The sequence below is a fragment of the Paenibacillus sp. BC26 genome (assembly GCF_900116125.1).
In the GTDB taxonomy this organism is placed as follows: domain Bacteria; phylum Bacillota; class Bacilli; order Paenibacillales; family Paenibacillaceae; genus Paenibacillus_Z; species Paenibacillus_Z lignilyticus.
The window spans coordinates 62,597-85,437 of sequence record NZ_FPAD01000001.1 but is presented as its reverse complement, the minus strand read 5'-3'; the positions used below and the strand labels follow the sequence as shown (position 1 = coordinate 85,437).

General features: G+C 48.0%; 17 protein-coding genes. 1 reads left to right on the top strand and 16 read right to left on the bottom strand.

Going from position 1 to position 22,841, the window contains the following annotated elements:
* Positions 1-12: 12 nt before the first annotated feature.
* The 15 genes from BM412_RS00450 to BM412_RS00380 all read right to left on the bottom strand — a co-directional run bounded on the left by BM412_RS00450 (position 13) and on the right by BM412_RS00380 (position 20,475).
* Entirely contained in the window at positions 13-1,626 is a 1,614-nt protein-coding gene (locus BM412_RS00450; RefSeq protein ID WP_177245588.1) for an ATP-binding protein, read from the bottom strand.
* A 184-nt stretch (positions 1,627-1,810) separates the two neighbouring features.
* Positions 1,811-2,953, bottom strand: coding sequence for a cation:proton antiporter (locus BM412_RS00445; protein ID WP_091212379.1), 1,143 nt, complete (start codon positions 2,951-2,953; stop codon positions 1,811-1,813).
* Between the two features lie 40 nt (positions 2,954-2,993).
* On the bottom strand, positions 2,994-4,097 hold the full coding sequence (locus tag BM412_RS00440; RefSeq protein ID WP_177245587.1) for a Ger(x)C family spore germination protein: 1,104 nt from the start codon (positions 4,095-4,097) through the stop codon (positions 2,994-2,996).
* The gene (locus BM412_RS00435) at positions 4,094-5,185 is read right to left on the bottom strand and encodes a GerAB/ArcD/ProY family transporter (RefSeq protein ID WP_091212374.1); all 1,092 of its coding nucleotides are present in this window, start codon (positions 5,183-5,185) and stop codon (positions 4,094-4,096) included. The genes BM412_RS00440 and BM412_RS00435 overlap by 4 nt, the downstream gene beginning before the upstream one ends.
* Complete coding sequence (locus BM412_RS00430; protein WP_091212372.1) at positions 5,182-6,621, bottom strand: spore germination protein; 1,440 nt, start codon at positions 6,619-6,621, stop codon at positions 5,182-5,184. Before BM412_RS00430 ends, BM412_RS00435 begins: the two co-directional genes overlap by 4 nt.
* Before the next feature lie 136 nt (positions 6,622-6,757).
* Complete coding sequence (locus BM412_RS00425; RefSeq protein ID WP_091212369.1) at positions 6,758-9,310, bottom strand: glycoside hydrolase domain-containing protein; 2,553 nt, start codon at positions 9,308-9,310, stop codon at positions 6,758-6,760.
* Between the two features lie 3 nt (positions 9,311-9,313).
* Positions 9,314-11,428 carry an alpha-N-acetylglucosaminidase gene (locus tag BM412_RS00420; RefSeq protein WP_091212367.1) on the bottom strand — a complete coding sequence of 705 codons (2,115 nt, stop codon included), beginning with the start codon at positions 11,426-11,428 and terminating at the stop codon, positions 9,314-9,316.
* A 99-nt stretch (positions 11,429-11,527) separates the two neighbouring features.
* Positions 11,528-13,183 carry a type 2 periplasmic-binding domain-containing protein gene (locus tag BM412_RS00415; protein WP_091212364.1) on the bottom strand — a complete coding sequence of 552 codons (1,656 nt, stop codon included), beginning with the start codon at positions 13,181-13,183 and terminating at the stop codon, positions 11,528-11,530.
* A 59-nt stretch (positions 13,184-13,242) separates the two neighbouring features.
* A complete protein-coding gene (locus tag BM412_RS00410) occupies positions 13,243-14,139 on the bottom strand; it encodes a carbohydrate ABC transporter permease (RefSeq protein WP_091212360.1) in 897 nt (298 codons plus the stop codon).
* On the bottom strand, positions 14,133-15,095 hold the full coding sequence (locus BM412_RS00405) for an ABC transporter permease (protein ID WP_256256048.1): 963 nt from the start codon (positions 15,093-15,095) through the stop codon (positions 14,133-14,135). Before BM412_RS00405 ends, BM412_RS00410 begins: the two co-directional genes overlap by 7 nt.
* Before the next feature lie 170 nt (positions 15,096-15,265).
* Positions 15,266-16,993, bottom strand: a complete 1,728-nt coding sequence (locus tag BM412_RS00400; protein ID WP_091212358.1) for a sensor histidine kinase — start codon at positions 16,991-16,993, stop codon at positions 15,266-15,268.
* Complete coding sequence (locus tag BM412_RS00395) at positions 16,990-18,534, bottom strand: response regulator transcription factor (protein ID WP_177245586.1); 1,545 nt, start codon at positions 18,532-18,534, stop codon at positions 16,990-16,992. The genes BM412_RS00400 and BM412_RS00395 overlap by 4 nt, the downstream gene beginning before the upstream one ends.
* Before the next feature lie 156 nt (positions 18,535-18,690).
* Positions 18,691-18,975, bottom strand: a complete 285-nt coding sequence (locus tag BM412_RS00390; protein WP_091212352.1) for a hypothetical protein — start codon at positions 18,973-18,975, stop codon at positions 18,691-18,693.
* A gap of 64 nt (positions 18,976-19,039) precedes the next feature.
* Positions 19,040-19,495: a response regulator gene (locus BM412_RS00385; RefSeq protein WP_177245585.1), complete on the bottom strand. Its 456-nt coding sequence runs from the start codon at positions 19,493-19,495 to the stop codon at positions 19,040-19,042.
* A 143-nt stretch (positions 19,496-19,638) separates the two neighbouring features.
* Entirely contained in the window at positions 19,639-20,475 is an 837-nt protein-coding gene (locus BM412_RS00380) for a phytanoyl-CoA dioxygenase family protein (protein WP_177245584.1), read from the bottom strand.
* 140 nt (positions 20,476-20,615) lie between these two features.
* On the opposite strand from BM412_RS00380, the gene BM412_RS00375 reads away from it, so the two are divergent.
* Positions 20,616-21,482: an AraC family transcriptional regulator gene (locus BM412_RS00375; protein ID WP_177245583.1), complete on the top strand. Its 867-nt coding sequence runs from the start codon at positions 20,616-20,618 to the stop codon at positions 21,480-21,482.
* A gap of 36 nt (positions 21,483-21,518) precedes the next feature.
* On the opposite strand, the gene BM412_RS00370 is transcribed toward BM412_RS00375, so the two are convergent.
* Positions 21,519-22,805, bottom strand: a complete 1,287-nt coding sequence (locus tag BM412_RS00370; protein WP_091212341.1) for a Gfo/Idh/MocA family protein — start codon at positions 22,803-22,805, stop codon at positions 21,519-21,521.
* Between the last annotated feature and the right edge of the window lie 36 nt (positions 22,806-22,841).

Here is a 22,841-nt window from a genome sequence, read left to right as displayed (position 1 = left end):
ACATCTCCTCTATCATAATGGTTTGATCGAATATTCGTTTTCTATTAAAGCCGCAGCAGGCAGCATGATGACAAATACCGTCCCCGCCGCACTAGTCTCCGCCACTTCCATTCGTCCGCCATGATCTTGGACAATCTTATGCGAGATGGACAAACCAAGTCCTGTCCCGTGCGCTTTGGTCGTATAGAATGGTTCGAACAGCTTTGCTCTTGTATCTGCGGACATCCCTTTTCCCGTGTCGGACAATTCGATGAATACGCCGTTCTCTCTTCCGTAAATCTTAACGCCGATTACCCCGATATCCTCCATCGCATCAATCGCGTTTTTAAACAAATTAACGAGTACCTGCACGATTTTGTCTTTGTCTATCACCACATATAAGGGATGTTCGGGATACTCGACCTTGAGATCATGTCCTTCTCTTTCGATTTCCGTGCCCATGATCGAGAGGGCCCTTTCCATGCAGGAGCGGATCGATTCCGTTTTCATCTGCGTGAGATTGGGTTTCGAGAATTGCAGGAACTCGGACGTCAGCTCGCTAACCCTCGTAATTTCGTCCATGATCATCGGGTGGTATTTATCGATATCCTTATAGCCGTGCTGATAGGCCAGCTGCAGAAACCCTTTTATCGTTGTCAGCGGGTTGCGGATTTCGTGTGCCATTCCCGCCGCCAGCTCGCCAATCACCTTTAACTTGTCCGAACGGAAGAAGTGCTCGTCTCTTTTCAACCAAACTTCTTTCTTTTGAAGAAACAGCTGATCTTCTACATCCTCTATCGTTTCATTCGTCGAGCGTCCGTTTGAAAACGCATAAGCGTAGATGATATCTAAATGGGAGGAATGTTCGATTATGGTTTCGATGACATGCTTCACATAATCTTCAGCAGCTTGTCGATCGGTAAACGCCATCGCAATGGCGAATTCGCTCCCGCCGTAACGGGATACACTCGAGGAGCCGAAATGCACGGTTAACTGACCGGCGATTTCCTTCAGCCCATTGTTGGCTTTCTCAAACCCATGCTGGATGTTGACGACTCGCAAGTCCTGACAGTTCATAATAATCAAACAATATTCGCCGCGCTCTTTCATCCGGTTTAATTCATTGCGAAATTCATGGTAATTAAGCAGTCCGGTAAGAACATCCCTTTTCAACAGCTCATCGTTCTTTTTCAGCAGGTCCTCTTTTTCCTTTTGTTTGGTTTTTATGATCCAAATCATGGCCACAAGGACTAATGCGCTTGCAATGTCCGATAACGTAACTAGCAGAGAGTAATCATTGATTTCCGAATACGTGTAGCGCACCAGACTGTACAAACCCATCAACAGAAGGGCGTGGTAATAACTGCGTTTCATCGTTTCACTGCGGGTCAGAAGTCGGATGAGTTCGATCACATAGAGAGTCAAGCACCAATTCAGCTCGCTCAACCAATGAAAAACAATTAAGCATGCAATTTGAATATAGATTTGCTTGGTCGAATTCCGCATGAGGTTAATGGATAGAAACACGGCAATGCCCGCGGCAATCATGAAGAGAGGGTAATCCGTCCGTTCTAAATAGATGGATGAAAACGAAATAATCCCAAGCAGAACAGGGAGCAATATTTTAAACAGAATGCTGTTCGCCATATTCATTTCACCTTCACGCCCATTGTTAATATTTACCTACCCCTTGTTCATTCGATATGCACGTCGAAATACCCTTTCGCAGGTAAGTAAAAATCACGTGAATAAAAACATGGCAGCGCATGACCCCATCAATCGCGAAAAAACCTTGAGGATCGCAAAACCCCAAGGTCTTCTTTATGGACGCTTACTGAAGAGGAGCCTTGGGCAGCAATATTTTCAGCAGCGGAGGCGTCACTATCGTTGAAACGATAACAACAATAATAATGGATGTAAAATACTGCTGCAGCAACAAGCCCGTATTTAAACCTATCGTCGCTATAATTAAGGCGACTTCGCCGCGAGAGACCATCCCTGCGCCGATTATCAATGAAGAACGCATATTAAATCCCGTTAATTTCGCGCCCAGCCCCGAACCGATCAGCTTTGTTAGAACAGCCAGAACCGACAAAGCAATGATGAAGAGGATTTGCTTCGATAACCCGGCGAATGTCACGGCTAGTCCGATACTCACAAAAAAGACAGGCACAAAGATCGTATACGCAATCGGCTCTAGTCTTGTCTCGACTTCTTTCTTAAACTTCGTTTGGGAAATCGCGATACCCGCCGCAAATGATCCGATAATACCGGCAACGCCAAGGTATTCAGCAATATAAGCAAAGAAAAGGCAAAGTACCAGCGCAGTACTCATCACCGATTCTGTTACGTTAAGCTGCGAGAGCTTTCGCATCGTGAACGGAACGACTTTCCACCCCAGGAGTCCAATCAAGATAAAAAACACAACTTTTTTGCCAATGACCAGGGTAAGGCTCACATCGCTTGCCGTTAATAGACTCATCATAACCGCTAGCGTGAGCACAACAACGATGTCATCGACTAAGGCTGCACCTAAAACCGTGGTACTTTCTTTGCTTTTTAGCCACCCAAGCTCTTTAAAGGTTTGAACCGAGATGCTGACTGATGTTGCCGAAAGCAATAGCCCGATGAAGACGGCTTCACTGGTTTCCATCCCCATTACGATTCCAGCAAGGTAACCGCCAAGCAGCGGTAATAAGATCCCGCCTATTGCAACAGCAGCGGAAGCGTTTCGGTTATCGTTCAAGTCTTTAATATCCGTTTCAAGTCCGGCAAAAAACATCAGCAGCAGCACGCCGATATGACTGAAGGCTTCAATGACCTCCGTGCTTTGAACCCAGCCTAATACCGCTGGACCAAGGATGACCCCGATAACCAGTTTCCCTAGCACGGATGGCTGCCCAAGCCGAACCGAGAGATCACCGGCGAGTTTAGTCGCTAATATGACGATGGCCAGCTGAAGATACAATTCCATCCACGATCCACCTTTCTTAACCCGTGATATCTTTTGTTTGTTAAGGGACGATAACACCCGTGTTCAACACCCGGACGCTAAATTTCGGTTGTATGGTCATTCGGGGATAATCCTTACGCCAATTCATTGGTTTCCACAACTTCGGATGATAGGCGTGCAGCTCCTGCCCCAGCTGCATGTAATCACAGTTCACCTTTTGCATATCGACGATGGCCTTGCGTGCCTGGCTGGTCAAATCCGCGGCTATTTCTTGTTCCAGCTTATTGACCTCGGATGATGACATTGGCCTCGCCGACTTGGGACCGGATTCCATGAGTTTGACGTCGAGATGTACCGGAATGGTTATACCCTGAAGCTGATTGCCTTTGCTGTGCATGAGGACCTTCCTCTTTGCTTTTTGAACGATGAAGGTATATTCAGTTTGATGCTGCTGGCCATAAACCTGCTGGCCTGCTCCTTTAGAACCTTTCATCAAGAGGGCAAGCTTCGTTCCCATCATGGATAAATCTTGTCCGGTGTAGTTTCCATCGCTAAACAAGGAACCCCCTACAACCTCAACCCCATCCCCTTTAGGAGCGAGAAGCGGTAGCATAAAATCATTCAAAAATGCATCTCCGCCCAAAATATAACGGATGAGCGTGTCGTCGGGAATATTGTTTATCTTCCCTTCCCCTACCACGAGATCAACCAAGAAATTATTAACGGTTTCCTCCTTGATTTTCTTCTTGGCAAGCAGTTTGGGCAAGTCTCCGTCATAGACCACAATATGGGCGATGAGCGGAGATTCCGGGAATCGCCCCAGAACGCTAAGCGCCTCCATTGGCTTGTTCTTTGCCATCTCCTTGCTAAGCAAATACAACCGGCACTGCACGGCAACGAGAATACCTGGAATAGAAAGACTTCCCCGAAGATAGGTTTCATAAAGGCTGTTACCGCTAGCTGAAATTAGAACCGTCGATGGCTTGCCCCCGCCTTGATGCGCGTCAAGCAGCCTGGACACCAGGAGACTTTCTTTTAGCTGCTTTGAATCCTTGTCCTTATCTAGGCCGATGACATCTACCATTAGTAATTGATCAAGCGACGTTTTATCCCAGCAACCTGTCAGCAGAGATAGTACCACTACAATGATTAGAAGTTTCTTCATTGGCGTCTGCCTCTCATGGCGGAAATACATAACAGAAGGAACGGAATGATCACCATAAACACAAAACACAATTGATGAAGCATTTGCGTCGTTTGCTTGATCCACTGCTTCTCCCAAACATAGCAGCCAGCACTATAACCAATACCGGTAGCTATCCATACCCAAACCGTGTGTTTACCTTTACTTGTTCCGTTGACATGGAGAAACGCTTTCGCTGCCATGAACAAATAGACGATGATCGTTACGGAGGTGATACTGATGTACATAATTATGAATAGTAAATCTAAACTTTGGAGCACCTTCGTTTGGTATTGCTTGAGAATAAAAACGATCGGCTCGGGTATAAATACCAACTGTGAATTGGAGAAGCTTAGCGTGCTTACAAGACTTACGGTTACGTAGAAAAGGATTGAAAGTGCATTTGCATACGTCATCGTAAGCAAGATCTTCTTGCTGCTCCGTGATTCTACATACGGATAGGCATAGAGCAGCAGGTCGTAGCCAAAATAAGCGGAATAGGCGACTACCATTCCCTTTAGTATGGGATAGCTTCCCCCTGACAGGATCGGCAGCAGATTACGAATATCCCAATGTCGAGAACCACCAAAACAGATCATCAGATAACAGATCACCAGGATAATCGTGAAGGCTTGACTGACATTCGCTATTCTCCGAAGTGAAGATGTGGCCGCATAACTGCAAATAAGGAACAACATAAGGAGTACCAGCCACCATGGCGTACGAAGCAAAACCCAACGGCACAGAATATCTGTATACGATATCGTAATAACAAGACTGGTTAGGATGTAGAAACACCCGTACAGTACGTTGAGCACACTTCCAATCGGCTTGCCTACTATGCTATGGATATTGCAGAAGAAATGGCGCGCCGGGTATCGTTTACCTAACCACCAGATCAGTACGATGCCAGCTTGAATCGTTACTCCTGCCAGTAGAGCAGCAATCCAGGAATCACTGCCTGAGACTTCTGCCAAAGCATGCGTTAAAGAGAGCGCACTTATTCCGATCTGTGTCATGACAATCAGCGTGAGCAGCTGACTTCTGGAAATGGTTTCTTCCTTCGTCACTTTTTCCAGCCCCTTGGCTTCCGAATCCTCGTTTTATTGGTTGGCGCCGCTTCCGTTGGCCTTGTGCCCAAATCCCCTATAGGCGCTCTAATCAGCGTATCCTTGACAGCTTTCGTGAACAGGGTCGAATAATAGTAAGGAAAGCCCATCGTGTTCATTCGGCTCAAATGAATGTTGAGGCACAGAAAGAAGAACATGAGGCCGGCAAGTCCAAATATATCCGCAATAAACAGCGCAGGGTAGCTTAAAATACGAACGGTATTGCTCATCTCATACGATGACATGATAAAAGATGCCAGCCCGGTAAAAGCAGCGACAATAACCACCGTATTCGACACTAAGTTGGATTGAACAACCGCCGTCCCTATAACGATACCCCCTACAAGACCGCTCGTTTGTGCGATTGGACTTGCCAGCCGAATCGTAGCTTCTCTTAATATCTCCAGCAGCAGCATCATCGACAATGCTTCAAGGAGCGGTGGCAGTGTAACAACGGTTAGCGAGCTTTGGAGCGTTAATGCGAAGTGAAGAGGGAGTAAGTTCGGATGAAAATTAACGACAGCAACATAAACCCCCGGCAAACCGATGGCAATAATGAAACAGACCAAACGCAGCAAACGAAAGAAGCTCCCGAGATACCAGCTCATTTGATAGTCATCCGGCGATTGGAAGAAGGCCCAGAACGAAACCGGCAGAAGTGTAGCATCCGGTGACCCGGCAGCAAGAATGACAATTTTGCCTTCCATCAGATACGACCGCGTTCGATCCGGACGCTCGGTTGTCAGCAACTGAGGGAAAACGGATAATCGCTTCTCCTGTATGAGCTCTTGAATGAATCCCGGCGCTTCTACATAATCGATGTCGATACTTTGCAAGCGTCGGTCTAATTCGGCAGGGATTTCCGGCTTAATAATGGATTTAATATAGACAACCGCTACTTTCGTTTTCGAAATCCGTCCAAGGGTATAGTATTTGACTACGAGATCGGTTGAAATAATTTGCTTGCGAAGCAAATTGATATTGGTATCCAGATTTTCAATAAAGGCTTCATTGGACCCTCGAAGGACCCGTTCATTGATGGGGATGTTAACCGAGCGTTCTTTCTTCAGATCCGTGCCCAGGATATAAAGCTTCTTCTCGCCTTCCCTCTGGATGACGGATTTCCCTGTAATGATGGCTTCCGCTGCTTCCTGCAAATCTTCCGTCGCTGTAATATTGATCACGGAAACGACTTCCGGAATCCATTCGTTCGGATTGATCAGAATGGGCCGAATGACATGATCTTGAATAAGATCAGGATCGATCATCGTATCCAAATAAAACATGCTGTAGTGGATTTGCTCGATCGACATTTTCTTCACTTTATAATCATCGCTCGAAGTCAAAACTTGATTGAAGTAACGATCGGTCGACTCTGTAAATGGACTTAACTGCATGCTGCGCCCTCCTTCCTCATGCTTGAAGATAACTTCCCATAACCTGCCCAGAAATTGGAATGCTTATGCGATTACAAATGGCAAAAAGCCTCCATCCCTCATGACGAGGATTGGAGGCTTCATTTTAAGCCGCCGATTATTCTTTACTAAGGACGATTAGCTTTCCTTTTCCCGGCTCCACTTGCAAATCGGTTAATGCCGCTCTTTCATCTGTCACCTGAAGATGTGGAATAGCCGGTATGGTCAACTTCGCGCGATTCGGATCCCAGCCTAATTGGTCCCATGACACAGCGAGAGAGATGTTCACCTTTTCCTTCGCCCAGCTCGCAATTGCAATAAGCAATCGATCTTCTTTGCGGTACACGGTCGCCAGTACTTCTTCAGATCCCGTGCGAACGGGGTTTTCCCGGTGCCAGTACCCCAGCATGCTGGCTTGCTCCATGCCAAATTCATCCCACAGCTGCCAGAGGAATTCAGGCGTTTGGCCATGCCAGCCCAGACGGTTGGTCATCCCATAGACCATGCCTCTCCACGGATTGCCGCCGCCTTGCAGCATATCCCCCATTAGCCCGAATGGAATACCGCTAATCTCGATCAGCCAGTAATCTGCGCTTTCTTGGTCATACTCGAAAGCCTCGCCAATCCACAGACTATCGATATACGGCAGCAGCTCCATGTACATGTTCAAATTATTGCAGTAACCGGCCAGGTCATTCATATGATTCCAGGTGTGAAAATCAATGGTCGCATTCGATTTGGCACGATCCAACAGCTTGCGCGCTCTTCTAATCGTTGTTCGATCGTAGGCAACGTCATCAATATAAATGCCGTCAATGCCGACATGCTCGATCAACCACTGCAAGCCTTCAAGATAATAGTTGACCATTCGCGAGGTCCCGTCTGAAATAATCGCTGCGTCTATTTCGCCGGCATACTTTGGCGTGATAAGGGTCTGCTTCCAAGCCGGAATGACATCGTCGCCCAGATGCTTACGAACCCCTGCCGCCGCATCGCCTTGCCAAAGAATGCTTTCAGCTGAGCCGTTCGGGGCCGGAAACAGTTCTTCGCCCAAGCTGCGGAGCGCCTTCATCTCCTTCATCCGATCCGTCATCTCGCGTACCGTGTAGTACACATTTACGCGAATATCCTTCTCGTGGGCATTGCCGATAAACCCCGCTAGCGCTTCCGTTTCAAAGAACGGATAGTTGATGTAAGGGTGAAGATCCGTCCCGTGATGGATGTTAATGACGTTTGCGCCACTGGCAGCAGCTTCGTCTTGCATGGCAGCGACGTCGGCTGTTTCCGGCGGTCTATGATAGAAGCGGCGGTTCCAATGCTCTTGGATGGCAATCGGTTTAAGCGGCGTAAGCAAGAGATCGAAGTCGAAGTGCAGCTCTTGCCCTGCTTCTACGACGCGCTCCCCGGAGTAAGCATGCAGGATTACGGCTTCTCCAGCGCTATGAACTTTTGCTCCTCCTTTTCCCTCATTCCCCCAGCTAGCGGGAATTTGCAGGGGACGATGGCGATAATAAATGTTGACGAACGGCTTCACGTAATCCCGGTCTTTGAGCAAGCATCGGAGTCCTGCATTCACGTCACCGATCCATATGGAATCCTGGTTCAGTGACGCATCCCATTTCCACTCGATTGTCTCCGGCCTGGTTCCTCCCTTGTGCCCCATGCCCATTGAATAACGGGCGACATCAGCCGGAAAAGGCACTTCAAGTCGGATATCCTCGACAGCGCCTGCCGTCCTCGCCTTCAGCGTTACGCGGAAATGCACCATACCATCACATTCAAGCGCTCCCGCCATGTTCATTTCGAACCGACCGTTATCGCTGGCGGCGTTCCATTCGATGCGGCTGTCCGTATAGCTCGCAAACTTACAGCCGCGGCTCTCCCAAGCAAGCTCATGGCCATCAGCAAAGACTGCAAGCTTTACCGGGGATGCAAGCACCTCCCGCCCGTGCTCCAACACTTCAGTTACGGAAGGAGAGAAATAGCTTACGATCGACTCCGGCATGCCTTGATCGTTCAAGGTTATTTTCCTTCCTAACATGGAAACGGTTTGTCCTTCTACGCTTACGGGGACAAACGGAGCTGTGACCTCGTCATCCAATGCGATTTGAGAATTCAAATGGCGCAGACGAGAAAGCTTCCACAGCTCTCCATCCCCGCCATCCTCAAGCGGCAGCCCGGATACGTGAAGAGAAAGCTGAATCCGCTTCACTTCGGATCCAGCGCTAACCGTCCATTCGCCGGTATAAATTCCATCAGCGGCCTGTATAGGAATCATCACGCCGACCCACAAGGATTGAACCGCGCCTTCGGCTACAGAAACCTGCTTATGAAAGGGCCGTCCTACGTAATCGGCGCCTTCCGTATGGAAGCAAGTCATGGCTTCTGCCGTTATTGCTTCCTGCCGGTCTGAAATCAAATCGTTGAAGCGGACCTCTACAACGTCCAAGCGTGCGCCTATCGCAGCGACAACCAGTTGCAGCGTGTAAAACTCCCCCGGACGCGCCTCTGCCGTAAACGATTCTTGAAAAGAGCTGCTTCCCATTTGCTCCGGAACATCCTTCCAGGTCAGAATGGGATGCTCCCGTGCTGCAACGAACAGCACAAATTCCGAATCCGGGTACGTCTCCATCATCTTCTGGAGCTTATCATTACTGGCGGTCGTAGTCACTTCTCACACCTCCGAGTGAACACGTGCTTGATTCACCATCTCTTTATGCTTCGTAATCATCGTCCTTGATACGGCAACGGGGTCTCCTGACGGTTCGCAAGCAAACTCATTATCGGTTCGATTCATCCATTCGATCTCCCATCGACGTATCTCGTGATCGAATTCCGCTTCATTGAAGCGATCAGGCTGATGCAAGACCTCTTCCAAGCTTGCGGCGAATCGCTTCCAGCGCTCCAAGTAAAACCCCGACAGCATACCCGCCCACTGCTTATGTGCGTAATCGTCGAAATTCACTTCAGGCCACCAAGTTGAAATTTGCGTCCGCGCGTTGAACGCGTAAAGCGCCTTCTCCTCGTCTGTATGACCCCAGGCGGCAGCTTGAGCAAGCCAAGGGCCAGTTAAGAAATATCGGTTCGTCCCTACCAGCTTATCAAGATCCGAAATCAGCTCCTGCATGTTTGCTCCTTGTTCATAGAACGTGCTGCAATCCCCTGCCTTAAAGGCTTCGACCCATCGCAGGTAGATGTGGTGTGACTGATGTGACATCACTTCACGCCCTACATTAATCAGGTCATATTGGTAGTTCTTAGACACACCGAGTTCATCCCCACAGGCTACTAGCAGCTCCCAAGCGGCAAACAATATGTCCATGTTGTAAAACGGAACAATCGTACCGTTACAAACGCGATCAAGCTCAAGCTTTGGACGCGCGCACAGCAGCGCTTCAGGATTCGCGTTTTCCGAATAAACCGATAGCCGAAGAAGCTTCCAGGCTTCCACGGCTGCATCTGAATGCGCGCCGTATCTGCGCCGAACATACTGCGCCGTCCATTCCTCCATGTCCGGTGCCTCTGTCCGCCATACCATTTCGCTCACTAAATCGTAGAACACCGGATTCTCTTCAATGGCTTCAGGGGCAAATCCGATCCCACACAAACGTCCTTTGTCTACCGAATGCTGTGCATCTGCGATTCCGTTCGCCATGGCGTTCAAATCCCCATGCATGCCATTTCGACCTCCGAAATTATGCAGCATGCACCAAATCCATGGCTTGCCGTAGAACGCCTCCGTCTTCTTCCATCTCGGATGTTTCTCCGCATATAAATCCAGCAGAATGACACGCTGATCCGGCAGTGCGTCTACGATAGGCTCCGACATCGACCAGCTCTGCATCACCCAAACGGCCTCAGCATCGTTAGCAATCATAGCGTTGCATACTTCGAGCGCTGCTTGAGCCATATAAGACGATGAAGAATCCGGCGAGCTTCCTTCATGGAACAAATCCATGGCATAGAGATGGTCCGTCCCATAAAGCTTCTCCTGCTCTTCATAGAACACCCGGGCAATTTGTGCGAATACGGGATCGCTTGGATCCAAGAAATGAATGCCCGGCATGCCGAACCAGGCATCCAGCTGCGTGATGTTCGCCTCCGGATAGAGACTTCGCAGAGCTGCCGGGACATGGCCATAGAATCCGGCCAGCACCGGCGTCATCCCGAGCTCGCGCTGGCGCTTAAGGATTTGCAGCTGCAGCTTCTGCTGGCCTTCGATCCAGCTCTGCGGAAGGGGTCCCGCCATGCCATCCACATTCCCCATGTAATGCCATGCCAAGTAAGCTGGCCCCGGCAAATAGTCCAGCATTTGTTCGGCCGTTAAGCCAAGTCGCAAGCCAACATTCATCCACACGGCTTCTTGGCCAGTCATCGCAAGCGGCATATTGATGCCGTGAAGCGCCATCCAATCGATTTCCCGCTCCCAACGCTCCCAAGTCCACCAGGCCATACTGTAACTGAACGTACAGAAATTCAAGTGATACCGGTAGGCGTACGGCGTTGTTTGTCTGATCAGTTCCCCCACTTGCGGCAGTCGTTCCGACAGCTCCAATTGATCGCCGGACCAAGAAACATGGCATTGACACGTATATTTTAAATACCAGTGAAATGCGGAGCTGATGCTTGTAACGCCGGAGCCCCGGAGTCTGACTTTCCCATCCACGCTCTCAATTTCAAATACGTCTGCCCCGTTCTCCTGTGCGATCTCCTCGAATACAAACTGATCGGCGTGCTTTGGCAGCAGTCTAGCAACTAATTCATGAACCGAGTAAATGAGAGACGACATATGATCCTCCTTTTAGTCCTTCCCAATAGGCAGTAAAAGAAAATGCGGATAATGATGGCCTACTCAGCACATGACTATCCGCATCCACAACGCTATCAATTACTTCATTTCATCGAACTTCTGCTGCGCTTCTTCCATGACCTGTTTACCACCCGCTGCGTTCCACTCCTCAACGAATTTGTCGAATTCGCCAATTGGGCGTTTTCCGGTAATGAAATCGATAAAGTTCTGGATCGTCAGTTGTTTCAACGGTTCAACGAACTCATTGTAAACCGGCTTCTGCAGCGGCTGCAGAATGTCGTATTTCCCTGTACCCTTACTCTCAGCTTCTTGGCGAATCGGCAGCAGCGCTTTCTTCGTCATGAAAGGGGCTTGCATATCATAGTCGTTAAATGATCTTGGAATCGAATAATAAGGACCTACGCCGAACTTGATCTGTTCGTCTTCTTTATCGTAAGGAGCTAGGAATTCATAAGAACCGTCTGCGGTAACTTGGAATGTCTTCCCCTTCTCCCCGTAGTTCGTTTTCTCCCACGTATCGATATTCGAAATCGTATCATCGAACACTTGCAAGTATTTGATCAGCTTCGGTTGGTCTTTCTCTAATTGCTTCCCGAATTGAATGCCGGGCGCGTTGAACGGATTATCCTGCGTTATGCCGAATGCTCCGTCCGGTCCTTTAGGGCCTCCGATGACGGACCACTTTGCATCCGGATTCGTTTCGCGAATCTTCTCATAGTAGAGACCTTCGTAGAAAGCATCCTTCGGAATGAATGCCCACCATGCGTTCTCAACCGCTCCAACCTTCTGGGAAACCACTTTATCGTCTACGTTGCTTGATTTATTGACGATAAACTCCGGATCAATCAATTCTTTCTTGTACCAGCTGTTGAGTAATGTAAGGGCATCTTTCGCTTTCGGACTGATTTCTCCGCGTACGACTTTTCCGTTTTCCTCCACGAATGCGCCGGGATATACGCCAAATGCTCCGAATACAGAAGAGAATATGGAATTCACATTCTCCGCTGTGCCTGTAATTCCATAAGTATCCTTCTTGCCGTTGCCGTCCGGATCATCATTGCGGAATTTCGTAAGTGCCGCTTCCATTTCATCCAGCGTTTCAGGCGCCTTCGTAATCCCCACTTTATTCAGCCAATCCTCGCGGAATCCAAGCACCTTGTATTTGGAGCCAAGCGTCCACATATCCTGCATGGAATAAATCTTTCCATTGCGGCGGACATAGCGGAACGGATCGCCTTCGCCGGCATTTTTCTTCAGCCAAGCGACGTAGTGCGGCGCATAATCATTGAGCAGCTCTTCGGGAATTTCCGCACCTACGCCTTGATCGACGAATTTGTCGTAATCCTCCCACCAGTTCATTTTCCACCAATCCGGCACTTCGCCGGAAGCGAGCATGAGCTGCAGCTTTTCTTTATACGCCTCGCCCGTTGTGGTATAGAAGTCGGCGTCGATATTGAATTTCTCGCGAAGCGTGTTCATTGCAAATCCATTTAGATTGTTCTTATCCGCATAGAAGGACCAGAACATCAATTTCATCTTCTCATCCGAAGGTGTTGTCGTGGCATTATTTGAAGCATTGTTCGTTGTATTCGTAGTAGCTCCTGCCGATGTGTTCGTATCTCCGTTCGAGCCGGAAGATGTATTGTTGGCATTGCTGCCGCAGCCTGCAAGCATCGAAACGGAGAATGCTGCACAGAAAACAGCTGTCATCATACGTTTTTGTTTCTGATTCATATTTAGACCGCCCTTTCATGATTTTGTCTTCTATAGGAAGGCTTGAGGGGGATCCGCCCTTAGCCTTTTATAGCGCCGATCATAATCCCTTTTGCGAAGTACTTCTGAACAAACGGATACACAATCAACATCGGAATGATCGAGAACATAATCATCGTCGCTTGCAGCTGGCGACCGGTAAATGAGGTTTTGTTTTGCATTTTAAGCAATAATGCATTGAGGTCGGTCACATTGTTCTCCACGATGATTCGTCTGAGAATGACCTGCAGCACTTGCTTGTTCGGATCAGAGATGTAGATCATGCCGTCGAACCAAGCGTTCCAGTGCGCAACCCCTACCCACAGTGCAACCGTAGCAAGCACCGGCGTGGATAATGGCAGTATAATCGTGCTAAAGATACGGAAATGGCCTGCGCCGTCAACCTTCGCAGATTCTTCCAAGCTCTCTGGAATGGATCGGAAGAAGTTCCTCATGATAAGAACATTGAAGGCGCTAACCGTGCCCGGCAGAATAAGTGCCCACATGCTGTCATACAAGCCCAGATTCTTGATCAGCAAATAATTCGGAATCAAGCCGCCGCCAAACAGCATGGTGAATAAGATGATTAACGTAAAACCCTGATTGAAGGGAAGCCCTTTCTTCGATAACGGATACGCAGTCAGCGATGTAACCGTAATACTAAGGATGACAGCGGTCACCGTCCGGAGAATGGTATTCCCATAGCCAATCCACAGCATCTTGTACTCTAAAGCCAGCTTGTAGCTTTCGAATGTGAATTTGGAAGGGATTAATAGAAATCCTGTGGAGTACGCCGCTGAACCGGCCTCAAAGGATAGAACGACTTGGCTCCAGAAAGGGTATAACGTGACGAGCATGAGGATAACCATGATTACGTACAAAGAGACATTGAACACTTGATCGCCGAAGGACTCCCGCTTCTTGGCCAGTTTTACCATAACGTGTGCTCCTTGCCCCCAATCATCTTCACGATCCAGTTCACGCTCACGATGAGGATAAGCGCCACAACCGATTTGAACAGTCCGACGGCCGTAGAGTAGCTGTAATTCATGTCAATTAATCCTTTGCGATAGACGAAGGTGTCAATAATGTCGGCAACTCCGTATACTTTCGCGTTGTACATATTGAAGATTTGGTCAAAGCCCGCATCCAGAATGCCTGCCATCGATAGGATGAGAAGAATCGAGATGACCGGGATCAGCATAGGAATCGTGATATAGATCATTCTCTTCAATCTGCCCGCTCCGTCCATGATGGCGGCTTCATAGAGCTGCGGATCGATACCTGAGATGGCAGCAAAGTAAATGATGGAGCCCCATCCGAAGCCTTGGAAGATGGAAGTGATAACGAGTATGGTACGGAAGTAGGAGACGTCTGCCATGAAGAGCACAGGGTCCATGCCCAGCAGCTTCATTATTAAATTGATCGGGCCATCCAGGGAGAATATCATAATGAAAATCCCCGACAATACAACCCAAGAGATAAAGTGCGGCAAGTACGAGATGGTTTGTACGATTTTCTTGAACCTTGCACTTCGAATCTCATTGACTAGTAACGCGAATACGATAGGCACCGGGAAACCAAACACCAATTTATAGACGCTAATGATCAATGTATTTTTGAGAACCTTGTAAAAGTTCGAATCCGAAAATGCCTTGTCAAAGTGTTTAAAACCGACCCATGGGCTATTCAGAATCCCTTCGAGCATTTTAAAATCTTTAAAAGCCAGAATCACGCCGTACATGGGTAAGTAATGAAAGATTAAAAAATACAGCATCCCCGGAATCATCATGAGCAATAATCCGCCGTATCCTCTGAACCTGCTCGTGCGTTTGGTTTTCTTCTCGGTCTCCATGGCTTCCGCCCTTGTGATCGCTGCTACGGTATCGTTCACTACCTGCCTCCTCTCCGCTCTCATGAAACGCTTTCATTGGATGGTTTAACTATACCATCAGGTTAGAAATCGGTAATTTTCAAATATCTTTGAAATGCTTCACTATTTTTGGGGAACTTCTTTTTCCACATAAAAAAACCTGCTCTCCATAGAGAACAGGCCGCTTGAAGCTAGGCCAACAATTTGGGCTCCTCGCTTCGATACATCGGAATCGTCACCTTCATCGTTGTGCCATATCCTTCAGTGCTCGCAATAGACAATCCATATTCTGCTCCGAAGAACATCTTCAGCCGATCATTCACATTTCTAAGCCCATAGCCGCCGGACTGAACGGAAAGCACCTGCTCCTTCTTCGCCTCCGTCATCCCCTGACCATTATCGGTAACGGTCAATTCAATAACCCCGCTCCCCAGCCTTGCGCTAACCTGCAGCAATCCCCCAGCGGTCGATTTCCTCTTATTCAGGCCATGCATAATGGCATTCTCCGCCAATGGCTGCAAGATTAAATTGATTGTCTCGAAGACATGCACATCTTCGTCAATGTCGTATTGAACGTCGAACCGATAGTTGTACATGACCTGCAGGATTTCGATGTACGACTTGATATTGGTGATTTCATCGCGTATGGAAATGAGCTTATCGCCTTTGTTAAGTGCCGTTCGATAGAACGTAGAGAGTGTGGTCACCATATGGCTGATCTCGTGCGATTTGCTCCGAATCGCCTTCCAATTGATGAACGACAGCGTGTTATATAAGAAATGGGGATTCATCTGGTACTGCAGCGCCTTCAATTCCGCTTCCTTCTGAATCAGCTTATTATTATAGGCCTCCTGAATGAGCTCTCGAATCTGGCGCAGCATAAGGCCAAACCGATTCGTCAGCTCGCCGATTTCGTCGCCGTAGTTATTCTTCACCGTGACCTCCAAATCCCCCATCTCTACTCGTTTCATCAATCCATTCAGGACCAGAATTCGCTTAATCAGCGTATTCGAGAAGATCGAGATAATAAACAAAAGCAGGATTAGACAAATAAGAATGACAATTAGCGTCGCATTTAGAATTGAATTTGCTTTCTTCGTCACCGTCTCTACCGGTACGAATACATGCAGAACCCACTCCATTTGCGGTATTTTCTTCTTGATCATGATCATCTTCATGCCGTCGATATCCACGATTTCCTCGGATTGTTTGAGAATCGACGCGGTACTTATTTCCTTATCCGAGATGGAATGATAGTCGTAGAATAGTACGTTTTCCTCAGAGTCCGTAATCAATACGCCAAAATCGTTCGTTAAATCTTTTAAATTCTCTTGCAGATCCTGACTGGCCACCTTCATGTACACGACACTGTCCTGATTATGATTGGCGAATTGATTGAATTTGGAGACGACGTACAAGCTCTTATTTTCCAGCTGCCATAGGGGCTTCGACTGCTCCATCACCTTCGGATACCAAGCTTTATCTTTGACCCTCTCAATCGAGCTGATATAGTTGCCATACTCCGGAATCTTGTTTCCCGAATAGATCGTAATTTGTTCGATCTCTTTATTCAGCGCCATGATCATATTGATATACGGGTTGAAGTAGTTGATTAAATCCGACCGGAGATTAGACAATTCATAATACTTGTTCTCCAGAATCTTCTGAATGACATTGTTGAACATGATATGGTTAACCATCATATTGTAGCGGTCAAACTTATAATTGATACTGTCTGCGATCGTGCTTACGTTCTTGTTGATGCTTTCCATCGACTGATCATTAAGCAGCGACCGGCTTTGATGATAAGAATAGAACCCTAATATCGAAATCGGAATTAAAATCACGATCAAGTACGACATGAACAGTTTCTGCTTAAACCTCAATTTATTGAATGAGCGGTAAATATACTTGCTCATGAGCCTAACCTCTCTCTAAATTGGGATGGCGTCACGCCATAATAGTTTTTAAATAACGTGCAGAAATAAGGGAAGTTGGGATAGCCTATTTGCTGGCTAATATCGATTATTTTCCGATTCGTGTCTGTAATAAGGTTCCTTGCCACTTCGAGACGATATTCGGTCATGTATTTGATGATGCTGACACCTTTATGCTTTTTAAATAGATGACTGAGGTAACTCGGGTTTAGAAACACGCGCTCCGCTAAATCTTCAAGCGCAATATCGGTGTGATATTCTTGCTCGATAATGCCTACTATATTTTCGATTACCTTCCGAACATTATCTACAGGAGGGACATGCTGCTGCTCTTGTTGATCGATCACGGAGCCTACGATGGCTTTCAATTGATTGAGTTGCGGCGTCCGATAAATTTGCTCCAGCTTCTCTTGGAACTCGGCAATGGATTTCTTCGTGCCGAGATCATAAATCTTCTTCATAACCTCCGAACAAATATATTTTACGTAGACAGCTGAGAAGTGTCCGCCAGACTGCATCGCCTCAAAAAATTGTTCGAATTTCATCCTAAGCGCTGTAAACTCCTGACGACCGATATGACCAATCATATCTTCGAGCATCTGGTCCGAGAACTCTATAATGTTATCCCGTTCAATCGAAGCATGGCTTGTAAATTGAATGCTGCCCGGCGCTAGAAAAAACTTATTTTCCAATATGGATTCCATCTGGTTATATTCGCTGCGGAGCTGTTCGAAGCCATCCACCGCTCCGCTAAATATGATAAATACATCCTGCTTAAACCGAGCTTTAATATGGTTTCTGATTTGCTGTCCGATCTCAAGAAGATCCTTCGATTCATCTGCGGCCATGATGGCCGAAATAAAAACCAAGCATTGAAATTCATTCAGCTGCACGACATCATAAGCCGGCGGCAGGAAATCTTCTAGGCTTTTCTCAAAATCTTCCGTCTCAGGCAAGTCGAAGATTCGAGTATTGGAGTCCAACAGAATCATACGCAGCTGATTGCTTCCATCCAGCTTAATGAGCGACAAGTCTCTGCTTTCGGCAGAGCTCGACCTAAGCAAATTTGAAATTAAACGTTGTCTTTCATAACGCATTCCATTGGACTGAACCTCCAGAATACGTTCTTGATGCTCCGACTGCCTGCGTTCTTCCTCGCAGAGCTGCATCACCTTAGAAATCTCTTTCAGAAATCCGCTGATCTGCACCGGTTTTAGAATGTACTTACTTGCTTTAAGATCAATCGCTTTCTGCGCATACTCGAATTCCCCATAGGCGCTAAGAAAGATCACTTTAATCGGCAGGTTCAACTCCCGGACTTTCTCCGCCAGCTGCAGCCCATCCATTTCATCCATCCTTATATCGGTAAGCAAGATGTCTACAGGATGCTCGACTATGAACGCTAACGCCTGCTCCCCGTTCTCGGCCTCGTAAACTTCCAGATCCAAGCCGTATTCATCAATAAGAAATTTAACGCCATCTCGTTCAAATTGATCATCATCTACAAGTAACATTCGAATCATAGGAATGACCGCCTCTTCTTGAAGGTGTGGACTGGACTGGACTTCAACTTTCTTATCTGAAAATACGACAATCATTTGCGTTTACCTCTATTGTAAAATAATAGGGAGCTATCGTGTCCATAATTAAAAAAAACACCGCCCCATGGGGCAGTGCCTTTAAAGTTGCGATTCGTAGTTTAATTGATAAACCAATTCCTCAACCCACTTCTCGTCTTTTAACTCCAGCGCCAAGTCAATCAAGAACAGCAAACTGCCTTTGTAGGGCAACACTTCAAAGCCATCTTCACTGGAAACGGTAATTTTCTCCGAATTCGCGTGTTCAAACACATAGCAAGGCAATTGAAAATAATACTCTACATCTTTAAATACGGCAATTTCCCCGTTGTATTTGTTGTTATTGGCGGAAATCACTTTGCATAAGTCACCCGTCTTCAAATTCATGCACCAGTTAATAAGCACCCTGACCAACTGCCCTCATGAGTAGTATTCAATCAATAACACTCATCTACAGATCAAAAATCCCGTCTGAATGATACGATTGATTGTAGCTTGAGCTTAGGATGCCCCGCCGCAGCACACATAGCAGCCTAACGGGCTCGATCGGTTTCGATAGATAAGCATCTATCTCCATATTCTCCATTTGTTTATATATTCCTCTTATAGGATTAGTTGTCATCGCAATAATTGGTACTCTTCTTCCTTTATCCAGTTCTCGTACTCGATGAGCTGCCGCCTCTACGTCCAACGCGGGCATTTCCATATCCCACAGAATCGCGTCATATCGCTTCTTACGGGACATTACTATGGCATCAGCTTCGCTAATCGCGCGATCAATCGTCATTTCCATCTCCGTTAGGATGCTATCAGCCTTCTTATAACTAATTTCGTTATCATCAACGAATAAGATGCGAGTTTGTCTTAGAGCATCGAATACTCTATTCTGGGATAATTTGATGCTCATGTTTCTTCCCCTCTTCAGTCTCAGATTGGAACTAATTATAGGGAGTAAAAGTAATTCTGTATAATACATAAAACGTCATAAGATATAGACTTAAAGCTATAGAAAAACAAAAAACATGCCCCCGAATGTAACGGGGGCAAATCTTAAGCTTTACTATACACGACCGGGAACATATCCCCTTGCACGATGTCTCCGTCCTTGCCGCCGGCAGCGATGAATTTCTTGATTTCCGAGTATTCATCGGCGAATCCCGCCCGATAGCGCGTCTCTTCCGTAAGATAATGAAGCGCCGATGAGCGGCGTACACGGTCGGATACGTTAGGCCCGCTTCCGTGAATCGTCAGACTGTGATGGAAGCTGATTTGGCCTGCTTTCATGACAATAGGAACGGTTCGAGCGATATGCCCTTCCGGCGCCATATCCTGCAGCTGCTTTTGCATGTTTTGCTCGTAAAAGTCGTTTCCGTTCAAAATCCCCCAATAGTGGCTGCCCGGCACCATTTGCATGCAGCCGTTCTCCTCGTCAACATCATCGTAGGCTACCCACGCCGTGATCATCGTTTCCGGGTTTTGAAAACAGCCCCAGTAATGATAATCCTGATGCCAGCCGACGTTCGCCGCGTTTCCGCTGGATTGCGCCGGTTTAAGCAGCAGCTGATCCTCCCAGAAACGAATCGTATTCGTTCCTTTCAGAGCTGCGGCAATCTGTCCGATCTGCAAGTCATGGGCCAGCGCACGAATCGTCAAATCGGCCAAGCTCGCGTTATCGGTCTTGCGAAGGGAGTTGGGGCGACTTATCTCGCGGCGCCATATGGCATCGGGCGCTGTTCCGGTTTCGAATTCTCCCTGATACACCCGCTCCATTCTGTCCCGCAATCTCTCCAATCGCTCATCATCGATTATCTTTGGCGAGATCCAATATCCGTTTGCCCTGAAAAAATCAACATCTTCTTGCGTTGGGATGAAATTCGTATCCGGCATGCTTAATTGCCCTCCTAGAACTGAAATCGCTTCCTTGCATTCATTATGTCTGAAAGAGGAATCTCCGTCTTTAGCTAGAAGTATGATATTGATCCGTTTGTATGATTTATAACAAATAAATGCAGGACAGGATGAATGAAATGACATCTCTTTATCCTTTTGTACGATTCTCCATACGGGTGCCGATACGGCCGGAAACTCGGTTTGCATACCGAATCTGTTATGTCCCTTCCCTTTATTATATCGAGTCCGGGAGTGCCCGCGTGCTTTACGAGGATGGCACGTTTATCCGGCTGCCGGCCGGCACGCTTTTTTCATTAAAGCCGGGTATTTCGCATACTTGGGAAGTCGATCCGGATAGTCCTCCGTTTGCGTTTCTGTGCGTGTTCTTCGAATGGTCGTATCGGCCAAAGCCCATGGCAAAGGTTACCGGAGACCTTCTGTGCCTGAGTTCTGAGATACACGATCCCGAAATGCTTGACGAGCCCTTGGACATGGACATTCCCGAATGCCTCACGGCGGACGCGCATGGCTACTGGAAAGGACTGTTCGAAGCGGTATCCACCGATTACAAAGTGCTCCATCATGAGGATTACCCGGAGAGCCTTGCCGTTAACGGCCACTTTCTACTGCTGCTTCATCAGCTCTATCAGCTCGCCCGGCGCAAGAACGACGATACGGATCCGCGTATCGCAAAGCTTAAGGCATACATGGACATGAATGCCGGGGGAGAATACGGCGATATCGACCTGTGGGCAGAGACGCTCGGACTGAGCCGCGGCCACTTCCACGCGTTATTCAGCACCCACACCGGCGTTACCCCGAAGCGGTATTGGAACAATCGCCGCATCAATAAAGCCCGGAACGACCTAAGCGGTACGAACGATTCTGTCACTGTCATCGCCGAGCGATACGGTTTTTCCTCGGTTCACGCCTTCACCAAGCTGTTCCGGCAGACCGTCGGTGTTTCTCCAACGGATTATCGGAAGCAAAGTCGATTAATTTAAAGAAAGGAGCCCTCCGGAAGAGGGCTCCTTGTCGCTTCAAGCTTTTGTTACTGCCAGCATTCTCAACTCCGCGGTATAGTCGCGCATCGATATCGTACGGCCTTCCACCCTTGACTTCTCCGCGGCGAAAGCGATCAGATGGCTTTGCACGGATTCCTTCGCACCTGTTCGCCCTTTCTCCTTGCCGTCGCTTTGTACGAGCCGGACGAAATCGCGCATAATGTTCGTGTCTCCCCCGCCATGCCCCGTGATCTCTGTGTCCAGCAGAATGGTTTCCGTCTCTCGGGTCACAAAGCTTGTCACCTCGATGACATTCTTCTCCATGTCCGCCCGAATTTGTCCGTGCGTCCCCATCAGCTTCACCGAACGACCTCCTTCGAACGTGAAGGCACTCATAGTGAACGCGACGGTTACGCCGCCGGCAAACTCCAAGTTTACGACTTGATGGTCGACCACATTATTATCGCAATGGAAGACGCAGCGGCCGTACGGTCCCTCCTTCAATGCTTCGAGTACGCATTCGTCACTCGTATCGTTGCTGACTATGGAACGCAGAATTGCCGCGGCCCAGTCATCCCTTTCGATGTACATTTTAGGCGCGTAATAAGGGCAGGAATCTTGTACGGGACAACCGTCCAAGCAGCGCAGCGGCGCGCCTTCGGGCGCATTCTCTTCGCGGAAATAGGTTAACGAGCCGAAGGAAGACACTTTGGCGCATTCCTCGTCGACCAACCATTGCAGGATGTCCATATCGTGGCAGCTTTTCGCCAGAATCATCGGGCTGGACACGTCGGAGTTGCTCCAATTGCCTCTGACGAAGCTATGCGCTTGGTGCCGATGCTCGACGTTCTCGGTATGCTGGATCGAGACGAGCTTGCCGATCCGTCCGTCTGAAACGATCTTCTTGATCGCCGCGAAAAAATCCGTATACCGGAGCACATGGCAGATCGACAGCACTCGATTATTCTTCTCGGCATATTCGCCCATGATGAAGCACTCCAGCGGATCCGGCGACATCGGTTTTTCCAGCAGGACGTGGTATCCTTTCTCGAGCGCTTGAAGCGTAGGCTCGAAGTGCATTTTGTCTTGCGTGCAGATCAGAATGGCGTCCGCGAGTCGAGGTCCCGCGAGCAGCTCTTCCCAGCTCGAATAACAGCTTTGCTCCGGAAGGTTATGCTCTTGCCCGAAACGCTCCCGGCGCGCGGGATCCGCGTCCGCGACGGCAACGAATTTAATTTCCTCTGAATGACTAAGTGCGTAGGGAGCGTATGCTCCCGCTCCTCTTTGTCCGGCTCCGATCAAGGCTGCCGTAATTGGTTTCATTGAAAATCCTCTCCTCCATGCTGCTGCGAATGCTGC